The organism is Pseudomonas sp. Leaf15 (genome assembly GCF_001421425.1).
Taxonomy (GTDB): Bacteria; Pseudomonadota; Gammaproteobacteria; order Pseudomonadales; family Pseudomonadaceae; genus Aquipseudomonas; species Aquipseudomonas salomonii.
In genome coordinates, this window is record NZ_LMKI01000036.1 from 31,958 (window position 1) to 48,828 (window position 16,871).

Consider the following 16,871-nt stretch of genomic DNA (forward strand, 5'->3'; position numbering starts at 1 on the left):
AGGAAGGCCGGTTTTTTATTCAGGTGACTTGCTTAAAAGCTGATCAGGCCGGTTGCTTCTTTTTTGATTGAGAGGGCTGATCTGCCTTGGCCTTCGTTTCGTGAGATTGGTCGTGGGCTGTTCCGGGTGCGGCTGCGCATGCGGTGCAGATTGCGACAGCATGCATGCCTTTCGGGCCCTGGATAATATCAAACTCTACTGGTTGGCCCGCTTTTAGTGTCTTGTACCCATCCATGGTAATCGCTGAGAAATGCGCGAAGAGGTCTTCATAAGGGTTGCTGTCCGCAATAATGAACCCGTACCCCTTGGCATTGTTGAACCACTTGACCTTGCCACTGATCTTGACGCCAGACATAACCATATCCCTCTGCACCAGACTCCATCACTGGAGTATCATCCAGTTTATCCGTCCTAACCCGAATAAATAAGGTTGACTGCGCGGACCTTTTTTACCCACTGTGGGTTCTATTGGTTGTAACACCGTTTCGCCGATAGTCAAGGCGACCAACCGGTCAGTAGTTGAAAATCTGACAGGTCGCCCCCACCACTGTATTTGAACCACTGACGAACCTTTCTTTCCATGCATGCAAACAGCCAGATTCGACTAACATTCAATCAGGATCGCCCGGATCAGGAACACGATGACGACGGTTCTGCAGGCATTGCTGTCCAGGAGGCGAAGCCTGCTCTACAGGCGCCGCCGATGTACAAGGTGGTTTTGTTTAATGATGACTACACACCGATGGATTTCGTCGTCGAAGTGCTCGAGGTGTTTTTTAACCTGAACCGCGAGCTGGCGACCAAGGTAATGCTGGCCGTTCACACAGAAGGACGGGCAGTATGTGGAGTGTTTACCCGTGACATCGCCGAGACAAAGGCCATGCAGGTCAACCAGTACGCCAGGGAAAGCCAGCATCCGCTACTCTGTGAAATCGAGAAGGACGGTTAACGCCGACCACTTGGGTATGAGGTGAAGCTATGTTAAACCGCGAGCTCGAAGTCACCCTCAATCTTGCCTTCAAGGAGGCCCGTTCGAAGCGTCATGAATTCATGACCGTCGAACACCTGCTGCTGGCACTTTTGGATAACGAAGCTGCCGCCACCGTTCTGCGTGCGTGCGGCGCCAACCTCGACAAACTCAAGCATGACCTGCAGGAGTTTATCGACTCCACCACGCCACTGATCCCCGTGCATGACGAGGACCGTGAGACCCAGCCAACCCTGGGCTTCCAGCGGGTGTTGCAGCGTGCTGTCTTCCACGTACAGAGCTCCGGTAAGCGTGAGGTCACGGGCGCCAATGTGCTGGTGGCGATTTTCAGCGAGCAGGAAAGCCAGGCAGTGTTCCTGCTCAAGCAGCAGAGCGTTGCCCGTATTGATGTCGTCAACTACATCGCCCACGGTATCTCCAAGGTGCCAGGGCACGGCGATCATTCCGAGGGTGAGCAGGATATGCAGGACGACGAGGGCGGTGAGTCTTCTTCTTCGGGCAATCCACTGGATGCCTATGCCAGCAACCTTAACGAACTGGCGCGCCAGGGGCGGATCGATCCGCTGGTGGGGCGTGAGCTTGAGGTTGAGCGTGTAGCGCAGATCCTCGCGCGTCGTCGCAAGAACAACCCATTGCTGGTGGGCGAGGCGGGCGTGGGTAAAACCGCGATTGCCGAAGGCCTGGCCAAGCGCATCGTGGATAACCAGGTGCCGGATCTGCTGGCCAACAGCGTCGTCTACTCCCTTGACCTGGGCGCGCTGCTCGCCGGGACCAAGTACCGTGGCGATTTCGAGAAACGCTTCAAGGCGTTGCTCGGCGAGCTTAAAAAACGCCCGCAGGCGATCCTGTTTATCGATGAAATCCACACCATCATTGGCGCCGGTGCGGCGTCGGGTGGGGTGATGGACGCCTCCAACCTGCTCAAGCCGCTGCTGTCGTCGGGTGATATCCGTTGCATCGGTTCGACCACCTTCCAGGAATTTCGCGGCATCTTCGAAAAAGACCGTGCCCTGGCGCGTCGCTTCCAGAAAGTCGACGTGTCCGAGCCTTCGGTTGAAGACACCATCGGCATCCTGCGCGGCCTCAAGGGGCGCTTCGAGGCCCACCACGGCATCGAGTACACCGATGAAGCCCTGCGTGCCGCTGCGGAGCTGGCATCGCGCTACATCAATGACCGGCATATGCCGGACAAGGCCATCGACGTGATCGACGAGGCGGGTGCCTACCAGCGCCTGCAGCCGGTCGAGAAGCGTGTGAAGCGCATCGACGTGCCTCAAGTCGAGGACATCGTGGCCAAGATCGCACGTATTCCGCCTAAGCACGTCAACAGTTCCGACAAGGAGCTGCTGCGTAACCTGGAGCGCGACCTCAAGCTCACGGTGTTCGGTCAGGATGCGGCTATCGACGCGTTGTCCACTGCGATCAAATTGTCGCGCGCGGGCCTCAAGTCGCCGGACAAACCGGTCGGTTCGTTCCTGTTCGCAGGCCCGACCGGCGTCGGCAAGACCGAAGCTGCGCGCCAACTGGCCAAGGCCATGGGCATTGAACTGGTACGTTTCGACATGTCCGAATACATGGAGCGCCACACCGTGTCGCGCCTGATCGGCGCGCCTCCGGGCTATGTCGGGTTCGACCAGGGCGGCCTGCTGACCGAAGCCATCACCAAGCAGCCGCACTGCGTGTTGCTGCTCGATGAAATCGAGAAGGCCCACCCGGAAGTCTTCAACCTGCTGCTGCAGGTCATGGACCACGGCACCCTGACCGACAACAACGGGCGCAAGGCGGACTTCCGCAACGTCATCGTGATCATGACCACCAACGCCGGTGCCGAGACTGCTGCGCGGGCCTCCATTGGCTTCACGCATCAGGATCACTCATCCGACGCGATGGAAGTGATCAAGAAGAGCTTTACGCCGGAGTTCCGCAACCGTCTGGACACCATTATCCAGTTTGGTCGCCTCAGCCATGAGGTCATCAAAAGCGTGGTGGACAAGTTCCTTACCGAGCTTCAAGCGCAGCTGGAAGACAAGCGCGTGCAGCTGGAAGTGACGGATGCGGCGCGCAACTGGCTGGCCGAAGGCGGCTACGACTCGGCAATGGGCGCTCGCCCAATGGCGCGTCTGATCCAGGACAAGATCAAGCGGCCACTGGCCGAAGAGATCCTGTTTGGCGAGCTTTCCGACCATGGCGGCGTGGTGCATATCGACCTGAAGGATGGCGAGCTGACCTTCGAGTTCGAAACCACGGCCGAAATGGCCTGATAGCTGATCGCAACAACGCAAAAGGCGCCGCAAGGCGCCTTTTTGCTGTCTCGAACTCGCTGGGGATCTACTGTGGGAGCTGGCTTGCCTGCGATAGCGGTGGGTCAGCTAGAGATGCACCAGCAGAAACACCGCTATCGCAGGCAAGCCAGCTCCCACAGGTATTTGTGGTGCTGCATAAATAACGCACACACAAAAACGCCCGGCATAACCGGGCGTTTTGTATTGACTTGCTTAACGAGCGCGGTAAGTGATGCGCCCTTTGCTCAAGTCATAGGGCGTCAGCTCGACGCGCACTTTGTCACCGGTAAGAATACGAATGTAGTTCTTGCGCATCTTGCCGGAGATATGCGCGGTTACGACGTGCCCATTTTCCAACTCCACACGAAACATGGTGTTGGGCAGGGTGTCGACGACAGTGCCTTCCATTTCGAAGCTGTCTTCTTTCGACATGCAGTAAAGCCCTCGGTATCCAGTGAATGGCCCGGTGCAACTGCGCCAGGCAAAAGCGGCGTGCATTGTGCCCGAAAAAGGGTGTTTAAGCCAAGGGGTTCTAGTTAAGCGTTACCCATCTTTGATTAATCAGCAGCTCAATGGGCCGATATTGGGTCTTGTAGTTCATCTTTTTGCAGTTCTTGATCCAGTATCCGAGGTACACCGCCTCCAGTTCCAGGCGCAGGGCTTCACCGATTTGCCACAAAATCGCAAAGCGCCCAAGGCTGCGGCGTTCTTCGGCCGGCTCATAGAAGGTGTAGACCGCCGACAGGCCGTTGGGCAGCAGGTCGGTCACCGCCACCGCCAGCAGGCGGCCGTCCAGGCGAAACTCATAGAAGCGTGAGAAGGGCAGGTCGCGCACCAGGAAGGTCGAAAACTGATCACGGCTGGGCGGGAACATGTCGCCATCTGCGTGGCGTTGTTCGATGTAACGCTGGTAAAGATCGAAATATTCTTCGCTGTACTGTGGCTTGGTGGCCGTGACCGTCAGGTCGGCGTTGCGTTTGAGAATGCGTTTCTGGTTACGGTCCGGCAAAAACTGCGCAACCGGGATGCGCGCAGGCACGCACGCATTGCAATTCTGGCAATGGGGCCGGTACAGGTGATCGCCACTGCGCCGAAAGCCCATCTCCGAAAGGTCGGCATACACATGCACGTCCATCGGCTGGCTGGGGTCGAGGAACAGTGTGGTGGCCTGCTCGTCAGGCAGATAGCTGCAAGAGTGGGCTTGAGTGGCATAAAACTTCAAGCGCGCCAGCTCGGTCATGATCAACCCTCGGGTTAAGCTTTGAAATAAGTGTATGCCAGGTACGCGCAAGTCGCCTAGGAAACCCACGGGCCAGAGCTGGGTTGGTCCAAATGGTTACGCAGGAAATCGGCAAATTCACTGCGTGGTATGGCGAGGGCGCCGAGGCTGTGCAGGTGGTCATTGGGCATCTGGCAGTCGATCAGTACAAAACCCCAGGCCTGCAACTGGCGGGTCAGTGTGGCAAAGCCGAACTTGGAGGCATTGTCGGCGCGGCTGAACATCGATTCGCCAAAAAACAATCGGCCCATGGCCAGGCCATACAGGCCGCCGACCAGCTTGCCGTCATCCCACACTTCAACGGAGTGCGCGTAACCGCGCCGGTGCAGTTCCAGGTAGGCACTTTGGATGCCTTCGGTGATCCAGGTGCCGTCCGCATAAGCGCGGGGCGCGGCGCAGGCCTGGATGACGGCGGCAAAGTCCTGGTCGAAGGTCACGCTGTAGCGCTGCTGGCGCAACAGTTTGCCCAGGCTGCGTGATACGTGCAGTTCGTCGGGGAATATCACCGTGCGTGGGTCTGGAGACCACCAGAGGATCGGCTGGCCGTCGGAGAACCACGGGAAGCAGCCATGGCGATAGGCCTGGATCAGTCGCTCGGCCGACAGGTCGCCGCCGGCAGCCAGCAAGCCATTGGGTTCGCGCATGGCCTTGGCCAGCGGCGGGAAAGTCAGGGAATCGCGTTGCAACCAGGTCAGCATGGCATCCAGGCTTACGGTAGGGGAGGGGAGTGGCAGGTATGACGCCTGCCGCATGTGGGGTGATTATTGTCGACAAGCCGCTGTGGGGCCAGCCCGAATCGGGCATCGGCGCGCAATAGCGTTAACGGGTGTTTCTGCAACTCTGCCCCACAGGTGCGGTCGTAATCGGGTCTGGGCGATGCAGGCCAATTGCCAAGCTTGCCTGCTTTGATAAAAACAGCGCATAAGCCTTTGTCAGCAAAGGCAATGCATGCTCAAATTGAACAGGCTGTGACACATCATCTGTGCAGGCCGTCGGGTGAGGGCAAGTACGTGGCATCGCCGACGCAAACCCGTACAATGCGGGCATTGTGGCGTTATCGCCCTTTCACCTGTTCATCACCCAATGTTAAAAGTAGTTTCAGCGACATTCGTTCATTTTTCAGCTGCTCGGATTGAGCAGTATGCAGTCATTCAACAGATGGACGCGCTAAAGGCGCAGGAATAGACCCGTTTTGAAGAAATCCGCCGCAACACCTAAAGCAGCAGTCGTGCCGGCCTGGCGCCAGCACCTGCATTATCGACTCAAGGAAGGCGCGCTGATCGCTATTGGCGCCCTGTGCCTGTTCCTGATGATGGCCTTGCTCACCTATGGCAAGGACGATCCGGGCTGGAGCCACAACAGCAAGATCGAAGACGTGCAGAACTTCGGCGGCCCCGCCGGTTCCTACAGCGCCGATATCCTGTTTATGGTGCTGGGCTACTTTGCCTATATCTTCCCGCTGTTGCTGGCGATCAAGACCTGGCAGATCTTCCGCCAGCGTCACGAACCGTGGCAGTGGAGCGGCTGGCTGTTCTCCTGGCGCCTGATCGGCCTGGTGTTCCTGGTGTTGTCCGGCGCGGCGCTGGCGCACATCCATTTTCATGCACCTACCGGCCTGCCGGCGGGCGCGGGCGGGGCGTTGGGCGAAAGCCTCGGCGACCTGGCGCGCAAGACCCTGAACATCCAGGGCAGTACCTTGATGTTTATCGCGCTGTTCCTGTTCGGCCTCACCGTGTTCACCGACCTGTCGTGGTTCAAGGTGATGGACGTGACCGGCAAGATCACCCTGGACCTGCTCGAGCTGTTCCAGGGCGCGGCCAACCGTTGGTGGTCGGCCCGAGTCGATCGCAAGCGCATGGTCGCGCAACTGCGCGAGGTGGACACCCGCGTTAACGAAGTGGTGGCCCCGAGTACGCCGGACCGCCGCGAGCAGGCCAAGGTCAAGGAACGCCTTATCGAGCGCGAGCAGGCCCTGAGCAAGCACATGTCGGACCGCGAGAAGCAGGTGCCGCCGGTGATTGCCCCGGCACCGCCCAAAGCGCCCGAGCCGAGCCATCGTGTGCAGAAAGAGAAGCAGGCGCCGTTGTTTGTCGACAGCGCCGTCGAAGGCACCTTGCCGCCGATCTCGATTCTCGACCCGGCCGAAAAGAAACAACTCAACTATTCCCCGGAATCCCTGGCGGCGGTTGGCCATCTGCTGGAAATCAAGCTCAAGGAATTCGGCGTCGAAGTCTCGGTGGATTCGATCCACCCAGGCCCGGTGATTACCCGTTACGAAATCCAGCCGGCCGCCGGCGTCAAGGTCAGCCGTATCTCCAACCTGGCCAAAGACCTGGCCCGTTCCCTGGCCGTGACCAGTGTGCGTGTGGTGGAAGTGATCCCCGGCAAGACCACCGTCGGCATCGAGATTCCCAACGAAGACCGCCAGATCGTGCGCTTCTCCGAGGTGCTGTCGACCCCGGAATACGACAACTTCAAATCGCCGGTCACCCTGGCCCTCGGCCACGATATCGGCGGCAAGCCGGTGATCACCGACCTTGCGAAAATGCCGCACTTGCTGGTGGCCGGTACCACCGGTTCCGGTAAGTCGGTGGGCGTGAACGCGATGATCCTGTCGATCCTGTTCAAGTCCGGCCCGGATGACGCCAAGCTGATCATGATCGACCCGAAGATGCTCGAATTGTCGATCTACGAAGGCATCCCGCACCTGCTGTGCCCGGTGGTGACTGACATGAAGGACGCCGCCAACGCCCTGCGCTGGAGCGTCGCCGAGATGGAGCGCCGCTACAAGCTGATGGCGAAGATGGGCGTGCGTAACCTGTCGGGCTTCAATGCCAAGGTCAAGGAAGCCCAGGACGCCGGTACACCGCTGACCGACCCGCTGTACAAGCGTGAAAGCATCCACGACGAAGCGCCGCTGCTGACCAAGCTGCCGACCATCGTGGTGGTGGTCGACGAGTTTGCCGACATGATGATGATCGTCGGCAAAAAGGTTGAAGAACTGATCGCGCGTATCGCCCAAAAGGCGCGTGCGGCCGGTATTCACTTGATCCTCGCGACCCAGCGGCCGTCGGTGGATGTGATCACCGGCTTGATCAAGGCCAACATTCCAACGCGGATGGCGTTCCAGGTCTCCAGCAAGATCGACTCGCGCACCATCATCGACCAGGGTGGCGCCGAGCAACTGCTCGGCCACGGTGACATGCTCTACATGCCGCCGGGCACCAGTCTGCCGATTCGCGTGCACGGTGCGTTCGTCTCCGATGACGAAGTGCATCGCGTGGTCGAAGCCTGGAAACTGCGTGGCGCGCCGGAATACAACGACGACATCCTCGCGGGCGTGGAAGAGGCCGGCAGCGGCTTCGACGGCGGCAGCGGCGGTGATGACGATGCCGAAACCGACGCGCTCTACGACGAAGCCGTGGCGTTCGTACTCGAAAGCCGTCGCGCCTCGATCTCTGCGGTGCAGCGCAAGCTCAAAATCGGCTACAACCGCGCCGCCCGCATGATCGAATCCATGGAAAATGCCGGCGTCGTGACCGCCATGAACACCAACGGTTCGCGTGAAGTCATCGCCCCCGGGCAGATGCGCGACTGACCCCGTGCCGCGTGGCAACACGCGGCGCGTCCTGACGACTCAATGAGGATTCCCATGCGCTTTATCCGCATGCTGTTGTTGCCTGCACTGGCCCTGACTGCTGTTTCGGCCCACGCTGATCCGGCCTCGGTGGCCAGCCTGACCAACCTGTTGGACAAATCCAAGACCCTGACCGCGCGCTTCTCCCAACTGACCCTGGATGCCGGTGGTACCCAGTTGCAGCAAACCGAAGGCGAAATGGCCGTGCAGCGCCCTGGGCTGTTCTATTGGCACACCGAAGGCAAGGCCGAGCAGACCATCGTTTCCGATGGCCAGAAGGTCACCCTGTGGGACCCGGACCTGGAACAGGCGACCATCAAGAAGCTCGATCCGCGTTTGAACCAGACGCCGGCGCTGCTGCTGTCGGGCGATGTGTCGAAGATCAACGACAGCTTCGACATCACCTCCAAGCAAACCAGCAACGTGATTGAGTTCACCCTCAAGCCCAAATCCAAGGACACGCTGTTTGACAGCCTGAACCTGTCGTTCGGCAACGGCGTGATCAACAACATGCGCCTGATCGACAGTGTTGGCCAACGCACCGATATCCTGTTCTCCGGCGTCAAGGCTAACCAGCCGGTGGATGCATCCAAGTTCAAGTTTGTCATCCCCAAGGGTGCCGACGTGATCCAGGAATAAACTAGAGGTTTCAAACGCTGCCCATGGATTTGTTTCGAAGTGACCCGATTGCTCAGCCCCTGGCGGCGCGCTTGCGTTCCACCAACCTGGACGAGTACGTCGGGCAAGAACACCTGCTCGCTCGCGGCAAGCCTCTGCGCGAAGCCCTGGAGCAGGGGGCGCTGCACTCGATGATTTTCTGGGGGCCGCCGGGTGTGGGTAAAACCACCCTGGCGCGGCTGCTGGCGAAAGTCTCGGATGCGCACTTCGAAACAGTCTCGGCGGTGCTGGCCGGGGTCAAGGAGATTCGCCAGGCGGTAGAAGTCGCCAAGCAACAAGCTGGTCAGTATGGCAAGCGCACCATCCTGTTCGTCGACGAAGTGCATCGCTTCAACAAGTCGCAGCAGGATGCTTTTTTGCCGTACGTTGAAGACGGCACTTTGATATTCATTGGCGCGACCACCGAAAACCCTTCGTTTGAACTCAACAACGCCTTGCTCTCGCGAGCGCGTGTCTATGTGCTCAAGAGCCTGGACGAAGCGGCGATGCAAAAGCTGCTGCACAGGGCCCTGAGCGAAGACAAGGGCTTGGGCAAGCGCCAGCTGAGTGTCAGCGAAGAAGGCTTCAAGATTCTGCTGGCCGCCGCCGATGGCGATGGCCGGCGCTTTCTGAACCTGCTGGAGAACGCCTCGGACCTGGCCGAAGACGGCCACGAGATTGGCGTCGACCTGTTGCAAAGCCTGCTTGGCGACACGCGCCGCCGTTTCGACAAGGGCGGCGAAGCCTTCTACGACCAGATATCGGCGCTGCACAAATCGGTGCGCGGTTCCAACCCCGACGGCGCGTTGTACTGGTTTGCGCGCATGATCGACGGCGGGTGCGACCCTCTGTACCTGGCGCGCCGCGTGGTGCGCATGGCCAGCGAAGACATCGGCAACGCCGACCCGCGTGCCCTGAGCCTGTGCCTGGCCGCCTGGGATGTGCAGGAGCGCCTCGGCAGCCCGGAAGGCGAGTTGGCCGTGGCCCAGGCCATCACCTACCTGGCCTGTGCGCCAAAAAGCAACGCGGTGTACATGGGTTTCAAATCCGCCCTGCGCGCCGCTGCCGAATACGGCTCCCTTGAAGTGCCGATGCACCTGCGCAATGCGCCGACCAAGCTGATGAAACAATTGGGGTATGGCGACGAGTATCGCTATGCCCACGATGAGCCGGACGCCTACGCGGCCGGCGAAGACTACTTCCCCGATGAGCTTGAGCCCTTGCCGCTTTATCAGCCGGTGCCCCGTGGCCTGGAGCTGAAAATCGGTGAAAAGCTCAATCACCTCGCCCAACTCGACCGCCTCAGCCCAAAACAGCGGAGAAAGTAGTGCTCAAGACCATTCTTGCCGTGTCCGCCGCGGGTATCGCTGGTACATTATTGCGTTTCGCCACCGGCACTTGGGTCAGCGCCAACTGGCCGAAGCATTTTTATGCGGCGACCCTGGCGGTCAACCTGGTGGGTTGCCTGATTATCGGCCTGTTGTACGGCTGGTTCCTGTTGCGTCCCGAAGTGCCGATTGAGATTCGCGCCGGCTTGATTGTCGGCTTTGTAGGCGGTCTTACGACCTTTTCATCCTTTTCACTGGATACGCTGCGCCTGCTGGAAAGCGGGCAAGCTTTGGTAGCTTTCGGTTACCTGGGCATCAGCGTGTTCGGCGGGCTGCTCGCCACCTGGGCCGGCCTGTCCTTGACCAAACTTTGATAAACGAGAGACCGACATGCTCGATTCCAAACTGTTACGTAGCAACCTTCAGGACGTAGCGGACCGCCTGGCATCCCGTGGCTTTGCCTTGGATGTTGCGCGCATCGAAGCGCTGGAAGAACAGCGCAAGACCGTCCAGACCCGCACCGAAGCACTGCAGGCTGAGCGTAATGCGCGTTCCAAATCCATCGGTCAGGCCAAGCAGCGCGGCGAAGACATCGCGCCGTTGATGGCGGACGTCGAGCGTATGGGCACCGAGCTGTCCGACGGCAAAGTCGAGCTGGAAGGCATTCAGACCGAGCTGGATTCGATCCTGCTGGGCATCCCGAATATTCCGCACGAATCCGTGCCAATTGGCGAAGACGAAGACGGCAACGTCGAAGTGCGCCGCTGGGGCACGCCAAAAGCCTTCGATTTCGAGATCAAGGACCACGTTGCGTTGGGCGAACTGACCGGCGGCCTGGACTTCGAAACCGCTGCCAAAATGTCCGGCGCACGCTTTGCTCTGCTGCGCGGCCCGATTGCGCGCATGCACCGTGCCCTGGCGCAGTTCATGATCAACCTGCACACCGCTGAACACGGCTACGAAGAAGTGTACACGCCGTATCTGGTGCAGGCGCCGGCGCTGATGGGCACCAGCCAGCTGCCGAAGTTCGAAGAAGACCTGTTCAAGATCAGCCGCGACGGCGAAGCCGACCTGTACCTGATCCCGACCGCCGAAGTGTCGCTGACCAATATCGTCGCCGGTGAAATCCTCGACGCCAAGCAACTGCCGATCAAGTTCGTGGCTCACAGCCCGTGCTTCCGTAGCGAAGCCGGTGCCTCGGGCCGTGACACGCGCGGCATGATCCGTCAGCACCAGTTCGACAAGGTTGAAATGGTGCAGGTTGTAGAGCCGTCGACCTCCATGGAAGCCCTGGAAGGCCTGACCGCCAACGCCGAGCGCGTCCTGCAACTGCTGGAGCTGCCGTACCGCGTACTGGCGCTGTGCACTGGCGACATGGGTTTCAGCGCCGTGAAAACCTACGACCTCGAAGTGTGGGTGCCGAGCCAGGACAAGTACCGCGAGATTTCGTCGTGCTCCAACTGCGGTGATTTCCAGGCCCGTCGCATGCAGGCGCGTTTCCGTAACCCGGAAACCGGCAAGCCGGAACTGGTGCATACCCTCAACGGCTCGGGCCTGGCCGTAGGTCGTACCCTGGTGGCCGTGCTGGAAAACTACCAGCAGGCCGATGGTTCCATCCGCGTGCCGGAAGTGCTCAAGCCGTACATGGGCGGCGTTGAGGTCATCGGCTAAATGGAATTTCTGCCGCTGTTTCATAACCTGCGCGGCAGTCGTGTGTTGGTCGTCGGTGGCGGGGAGATTGCCTTGCGCAAATCCCGGCTGCTGGCCGACGCCGGTGCATTGCTGCGGGTGGTTGCTCCCCAGATCGAAGACCAGTTGCGAGAGCTGGTGCTGGGCAGTGGCGGGGACCTGATTTTGCGCGGTTATCAGGAGGCAGACCTTGATGGCTGCGTGCTGATTATCGCGGCCACGGACGACGAACCGCTGAATGCGCAAGTGTCCAGCGATGCCAAGCGCCGCTGTGTGCCGGTCAATGTGGTGGACGCGCCCGCCTTGTGCAGCGTGATCTTCCCGGCGATTGTCGACCGTTCACCCTTGGTGATTGCGGTGTCCAGCGGCGGCGATGCGCCGGTGCTGGCGCGCTTGATCCGCGCCAAGCTGGAAACCTGGATTCCGTCGACCTATGGCCAACTGGCCGGTTTGGCGGCGCGTTTTCGCGCCCAGGTCAAAGGTTTGTACCCGGATGTGCAGCAGCGTCGGGCTTTTTGGGAAGAGGTTTTCCAAGGCCCGATCGCCGACCGTCAATTGGCCGGGCAGGGCGATGAAGCCGAGCGTCTGTTGATCGAAAAGGTCAATGGCGCGCCGCCGTATGCGCCGGGCGAAGTCTATCTGGTGGGTGCAGGCCCGGGTGATCCGGACCTGCTGACCTTCCGCGCCTTGCGCTTGATGCAGCAAGCCGACGTGGTGCTGTATGACCGCCTGGTGGCCCCGGCGATTCTTGAGCTGTGCCGCCGTGACGCCGAGCGTATCTACGTCGGCAAACGTCGCGCCGACCATGCCGTGCCGCAGGACCAGATCAACCAGCAACTGGTGGACCTGGCCAAGCAGGGCAAGCGTGTGCTGCGACTCAAAGGTGGCGATCCGTTCATCTTCGGCCGTGGCGGCGAAGAGATCGAAGAACTGGCGGCCCATGGCATCCCGTTCCAGGTGGTGCCGGGGATCACGGCAGCCAGCGGTTGCGCGGCGTATGCGGGGATTCCGCTGACGCACCGTGACTATGCGCAGTCGGTGCGCTTTATCACCGGGCATTTAAAGAACGGGACCTCGGACCTGCCCTGGCATGACCTGGTAGGGCCGTCGCAAACGTTGGTGTTCTACATGGGCCTGATCGGCTTGCCGATCATCTGTGAGCAACTGATCAAGCACGGGCGCGCGGCAGATACCCCGGCGGCGTTGATCCAGCAGGGCACCACGTCCAACCAGCGCGTGTTTACCGGCACCCTGGCGGACTTGCCACGCATGGTGGCGGAGCATGAAGTGCATGCGCCGACACTGGTGATTGTCGGTGAGGTGGTGGTGTTGCGCGAGAAACTCAAGTGGTTTGAAGGCGCGCAATCCCAGGTCTGAAATCGCCGCTGTGGCGAGGGAGCAAGCTCCCTCGCCACATGGTGTTCTCAGTTCCAGACACCTTTACCGCTCAACCGCGCCCGATCATGCTCGGCATCAAACCTCTGCAATGGCCCCTTCGGCACAATCCCGGTCGGGTTGATGGTCCGATGGCTCGCATAGTAATGCCCCTTGATATGCGCAAAATCCACCGTCTCGGCCACGCCCGGCCACTGATACAACTCCCTTAGCCAGTTCGACAAATGCGGATAGTCGGCAATCCGGCGCAGGTTGCATTTGAAGTGGCTGTAATACACCGCATCAAAGCGAATCAGCGTGGTGAACAGCCGCACATCGGCTTCGGTCAGGTATTCACCGGCCAGGTAGCGCTGCTCAGCCAGGTGCTGTTCCAGGTGATCCAGTTCGGCAAACACATCATCAAATGCACTTTCATACGCCTGCTGCGAGGTGGCAAACCCTGCGCGGTACACGCCGTTGTTCACCGCGGGGTAGATGCGCTCGTTCAGCGTATCGATTGTCGAGCGCAGGGCTTCGGGGTAGAAATCCAGGGTATTGCCGGTCAGCCCGTTAAACGCACTGTTGAACATGCGGATGATCTCCGCTGATTCATTGCTGACGATGCGCTTGAGCTTCTTGTCCCACAGCACTGGCACGGTGACACGCCCGGTGTAATCGGCGGTGTCTGCGATATAACGTTGGTGCATGAAGTCGAAACCGTCGAGCTTATCACCGGTCGAGCCGTGAGCCTTGTCGAAGGTCCAGCCGTTTTCAAGCATCAGCCAACTGACCACGGATACGTCGATCAGGCTCTCCAAACCCTTGAGTTTGCGCAGGATCAGCGTGCGATGGGCCCACGGGCACGCCAGGGACACATACAGGTGGTAACGACCGGCTTCGGCCTTGAAACCGCCGTCGCCACTGGGGCCAGGCTCGCCATCGGCGGTCACCCAATTGCGGCGTTGCGCCTGCTCGCGCTGGAACGCGCCGTCTGCGCTACTTTCGTACCACTGGTCTTTCCAGTGTCCTTCGATCAGCAAACCCATGACTGGCTCCTTGGCTAATAAGCGTTGGAGCCCAGTCTAAAGGGATGAGTTCGAACTAAAAGCGCAAAGACCGGGCGGTAATTATCGATTAAATCGATTTATCCCGCGCATCCCAGAATTGCCGGGCCAATTCGAACGCCTGCTCCCGTGAGTGGCCGAGGCCGCGCAGGGCCAGGGCCATGGTCGCGATCAGCGCCAGTTGCGGGTAACTGTCCTCGACATCGCCGCGCCACAAGGCTTTTAAATGCTCGGGTTCCAGGCTGGCCGGTTTGACGTGGCGCTGGGCGGAGAGGGCGGGCCATTCTTCGTCCCAACTCTGACCGCCGGTGGTGCCATACAAGTGGCTGATCGTGTCGGGGTTGATCTCGACTTCGCCGCCATCGCCTTTCACCACAATCACGTTATCGCCCAGCAGGCCGCTGGCATCGCGGTGCACGCCCTGGTAACCGGGGTGGAAAATGCTTTGCAAGCCGCAACGCGCATTCAGCGGGTTGAGCAGGCGCGCCAGGGAATGAATAGGTGAGCGCAGGCCCAGGGTGTTGCGCAAGTCGATCATGCGTTGCAGTTGCGGCGCCCAGTCACCCAGCGGGATAAACGCCAGGTTGCCTTGCTCGAACGCCGTCTCGACCTGTTGCCAATTGCGACACAGCGGGATTTGCAGGCCTTGCAGCAATTGCTCGGTGTACAAGCGGCCCGCCGTATGGGCGCCGCCGCCGTGCATCAGGATGCGCACGCCGTTTTGCGCCAGGCACTTGGCCGCCAATAGATACCACGGCAGGTGGCGTTTTTTACCGGCGTAGGTCGGCCAATCGATGTCCACATTCAGCCCCGGCGCCTTCAGGCGTTCGCGCACGGCTTCGGTGAAACCGGCGAGTTCTTCCGGGCTCTCCTCTTTGTGACGCAGCAGCATCAGGAAGGCGCCGAGCTGAGTGTCTTCGACTTTTTCGTCGAGCAGCATGCCCATGGCTTCGCGGGCTTCCTCACGGGTGAGGTTGCGCGCGCCGCGCTTGCCTTTGCCCAGGATGCGCACGAACTGCGCAAACGGGTGCTCGGCGGGGGTTTCAAGGGTCAGCGGGGCAAAGTCGGTCATAAGCAATTCGTCGGCCTGGGCAGGCCCGCCAGCTTGGCGGCGAGTTTGGCGGGAGTGCCGTTGAACAGTGTGTTGAGGTGCAAGCTGTTGCCCTTGTGCGGGCCGAGCTTTAAAGCTGTGTACTTGATCAGCGGGCGCGTGGCCGGAGACAGCTGGAACTCGGCGTAAAACCCGCGCAGCAGTTCGAGGATTTCCCAATGCTCGACGGTCAATTCCAGGGGTTCAGCGGCGGCCAGGGCAATGGCCACGTCGGTGGACCAGTCATTCAGGTCGACGAGGTAGCCGTCCTTGTCCAGCTCAAGCGTGCGTTCGCCTACGGTCAGGGTGTTCATAGCCAGGTGTTGACCTTGCTGTAGTCGATCGACAGCTGCACGAAACCTGGGTAGTCGACGCTGTCGGCCCAGTCCGGCAGGGGCAGGTTGCGCGCCTGCATGTCTTCGGCCAGTACAAACACCTTCACGCCACGGGTTTGCAGGGCTGCGTTGTGCAGGCCGTAGGCGCCGTCGCCACACAGCAGGATGGCGTCCTCGGCACCGCACACGCGCAGGCAACTGGCCAGGCGGCTATCGGTAAACGGGGAGTGAGATACCACGTGCAAAGTCGACATCAGAGGGTCATCACCTGGTCATAACGGTCAATCAATTGGGTGATCGCGGCGTTGTCCAGCGCCTGCGCGCCGGCAGGTGTCGCGAGGCTGCGCTCGGCAAGGCTGTGGCTGCAAGCAAACACCTCATCAATGCCGAACAGGCCCAGCGCCTGCAGGTTGGCGCTGAGGTCTTTTTGCTGCACAGCCTTGGCGTCCTGATGCGTTGCCAGCTGGAACACGCCATCGTCCATAAACAGCAGGCCAATCGGCAGGTCAAAGGCGCCACCGGCCAATACGATATCCAGCGCTTCGCGCGCGCTCGGCCCGGACCACGGTGCCTGGCGGCTGATTACCAATAAAGACTTGGCCATCTCACGGCCCTCCAAAACAGATCAGGCGGTCGGCAGCCTGGATGGCGTCATGCAATTGCCCCAGGCCCGACAACGCCCACGGCGCGTCGAGGTTCACCGCACTGCGTTGGTAGCGCGTGGCTTCCTCTGTATTGAGTACGCCACGGCGCAAGGCAGCGGCGATGCACACCACGCCGTCGAGCTGATGCTGGCTGACAAACTCACGCCACTTGCGGGCAATGTCCTGCTCATCCTGGGGCGCAACGATGTTATTGGCAGCGCTGTACACGCCATCCTGATAAAAAAACAGCCGCACAATCTCATGCCCACCGGCCAGCGCTGCCTGGGCGAACAGCAAGGCGCGGCGCGAGGAGGGCGCATGGGCGGCGGAAAATACTGCAATCGCAAACTTCATGGAACACTCTGCCAGCAAACGTGGGCCAATGATAAAGCCGCCGCCGCGAAAAAGCCCGCCGTGATCAAAACGGTCACTGTCGCTGATCGTTCTGACGATTGCCGCCAGGCGCAAGGCTGCCTAGGCTGTGGGCAGTCGCAACCGAAATGG

The 16,871-nt window shown here is 60.3% G+C and carries 18 protein-coding genes; 8 read left to right on the plus strand and 10 right to left on the minus strand.

The window, feature by feature from the left end:
* Window positions 1–43: 43 nt before the first annotated feature.
* Window positions 44–355, minus strand: coding sequence for a cold shock domain-containing protein (locus tag ASE80_RS31630; RefSeq protein ID WP_056861884.1), 312 nt, complete (start codon window positions 353–355; stop codon window positions 44–46).
* A 225-nt stretch (window positions 356–580) separates the two neighbouring features.
* Between ASE80_RS31630 and clpS the strand changes: the two genes are divergently transcribed.
* Together clpS and clpA are read left to right on the plus strand one after the other, a co-directional pair.
* On the plus strand, window positions 581–949 hold the full coding sequence (clpS, locus tag ASE80_RS27645) for an ATP-dependent Clp protease adapter ClpS (protein ID WP_005789091.1): 369 nt from the start codon (window positions 581–583) through the stop codon (window positions 947–949).
* A 29-nt stretch (window positions 950–978) separates the two neighbouring features.
* Window positions 979–3,249 (plus strand): ATP-dependent Clp protease ATP-binding subunit ClpA, encoded by a 2,271-nt coding sequence (gene clpA, locus ASE80_RS27650; RefSeq protein ID WP_056861703.1) that lies wholly within the window; start codon window positions 979–981, stop codon window positions 3,247–3,249.
* Window positions 3,250–3,483: 234 nt separating this feature from the next.
* On the opposite strand, the gene infA is transcribed toward clpA, so the two are convergent.
* The 3 genes from infA to aat form a co-directional block, all read right to left on the minus strand.
* The gene (gene infA, locus ASE80_RS27655; protein ID WP_002553999.1) at window positions 3,484–3,702 is read right to left on the minus strand and encodes a translation initiation factor IF-1; all 219 of its coding nucleotides are present in this window, start codon (window positions 3,700–3,702) and stop codon (window positions 3,484–3,486) included.
* Between the two features lie 100 nt (window positions 3,703–3,802).
* On the minus strand, window positions 3,803–4,510 hold the full coding sequence (locus tag ASE80_RS27660; protein WP_056861704.1) for an arginyltransferase: 708 nt from the start codon (window positions 4,508–4,510) through the stop codon (window positions 3,803–3,805).
* A gap of 56 nt (window positions 4,511–4,566) precedes the next feature.
* On the minus strand, window positions 4,567–5,247 hold the full coding sequence (gene aat, locus ASE80_RS27665; protein WP_056861705.1) for a leucyl/phenylalanyl-tRNA--protein transferase: 681 nt from the start codon (window positions 5,245–5,247) through the stop codon (window positions 4,567–4,569).
* Window positions 5,248–5,741: 494 nt separating this feature from the next.
* Between aat and ASE80_RS27670 the strand changes: the two genes are divergently transcribed.
* Genes ASE80_RS27670 through cysG form a run of 6 tightly spaced genes read left to right on the plus strand, consistent with a single transcriptional unit; the run spans window position 5,742 to window position 13,237 of the window.
* Complete coding sequence (locus ASE80_RS27670; RefSeq protein WP_056861706.1) at window positions 5,742–8,147, plus strand: DNA translocase FtsK; 2,406 nt, start codon at window positions 5,742–5,744, stop codon at window positions 8,145–8,147.
* A 54-nt stretch (window positions 8,148–8,201) separates the two neighbouring features.
* Window positions 8,202–8,825 (plus strand): outer membrane lipoprotein chaperone LolA, encoded by a 624-nt coding sequence (lolA, locus tag ASE80_RS27675; protein WP_017137501.1) that lies wholly within the window; start codon window positions 8,202–8,204, stop codon window positions 8,823–8,825.
* Window positions 8,826–8,848: 23 nt separating this feature from the next.
* Window positions 8,849–10,171, plus strand: a complete 1,323-nt coding sequence (locus tag ASE80_RS27680) for a replication-associated recombination protein A (protein WP_017137500.1) — start codon at window positions 8,849–8,851, stop codon at window positions 10,169–10,171.
* The gene (gene crcB / locus ASE80_RS27685; protein WP_003232122.1) at window positions 10,171–10,545 is read left to right on the plus strand and encodes a fluoride efflux transporter CrcB; all 375 of its coding nucleotides are present in this window, start codon (window positions 10,171–10,173) and stop codon (window positions 10,543–10,545) included. The genes ASE80_RS27680 and crcB overlap by 1 nt, the downstream gene beginning before the upstream one ends.
* Window positions 10,546–10,561: 16 nt before the next feature.
* Window positions 10,562–11,842 carry a serine--tRNA ligase gene (gene serS / locus ASE80_RS27690; RefSeq protein ID WP_056861707.1) on the plus strand — a complete coding sequence of 427 codons (1,281 nt, stop codon included), beginning with the start codon at window positions 10,562–10,564 and terminating at the stop codon, window positions 11,840–11,842.
* Window positions 11,843–13,237: a siroheme synthase CysG gene (gene cysG, locus ASE80_RS27695; protein ID WP_017137497.1), complete on the plus strand. Its 1,395-nt coding sequence runs from the start codon at window positions 11,843–11,845 to the stop codon at window positions 13,235–13,237.
* A gap of 47 nt (window positions 13,238–13,284) precedes the next feature.
* Here the strand turns inward: cysG and ASE80_RS27700 are convergent, their stop codons facing one another.
* The 6 genes from ASE80_RS27700 to tusD form a co-directional block, all read right to left on the minus strand.
* Window positions 13,285–14,280 carry a glutathione S-transferase family protein gene (locus ASE80_RS27700; protein ID WP_056861708.1) on the minus strand — a complete coding sequence of 332 codons (996 nt, stop codon included), beginning with the start codon at window positions 14,278–14,280 and terminating at the stop codon, window positions 13,285–13,287.
* An 88-nt stretch (window positions 14,281–14,368) separates the two neighbouring features.
* Window positions 14,369–15,370 (minus strand): glycosyl transferase family protein, encoded by a 1,002-nt coding sequence (locus ASE80_RS27705; RefSeq protein WP_056861709.1) that lies wholly within the window; start codon window positions 15,368–15,370, stop codon window positions 14,369–14,371.
* A complete protein-coding gene (locus tag ASE80_RS27710) occupies window positions 15,367–15,702 on the minus strand; it encodes a TusE/DsrC/DsvC family sulfur relay protein (protein ID WP_056861710.1) in 336 nt (111 codons plus the stop codon). The genes ASE80_RS27705 and ASE80_RS27710 overlap by 4 nt, the downstream gene beginning before the upstream one ends.
* Window positions 15,699–15,977, minus strand: coding sequence for a sulfurtransferase complex subunit TusB (tusB, locus tag ASE80_RS27715; RefSeq protein ID WP_017136584.1), 279 nt, complete (start codon window positions 15,975–15,977; stop codon window positions 15,699–15,701). Before tusB ends, ASE80_RS27710 begins: the two co-directional genes overlap by 4 nt.
* Complete coding sequence (tusC, locus tag ASE80_RS27720; protein ID WP_056861711.1) at window positions 15,977–16,327, minus strand: sulfurtransferase complex subunit TusC; 351 nt, start codon at window positions 16,325–16,327, stop codon at window positions 15,977–15,979. Before tusC ends, tusB begins: the two co-directional genes overlap by 1 nt.
* Before the next feature lies 1 nt (window position 16,328).
* Complete coding sequence (gene tusD, locus ASE80_RS27725) at window positions 16,329–16,721, minus strand: sulfurtransferase complex subunit TusD (protein ID WP_056861885.1); 393 nt, start codon at window positions 16,719–16,721, stop codon at window positions 16,329–16,331.
* Window positions 16,722–16,871: the final 150 nt, after the last annotated feature.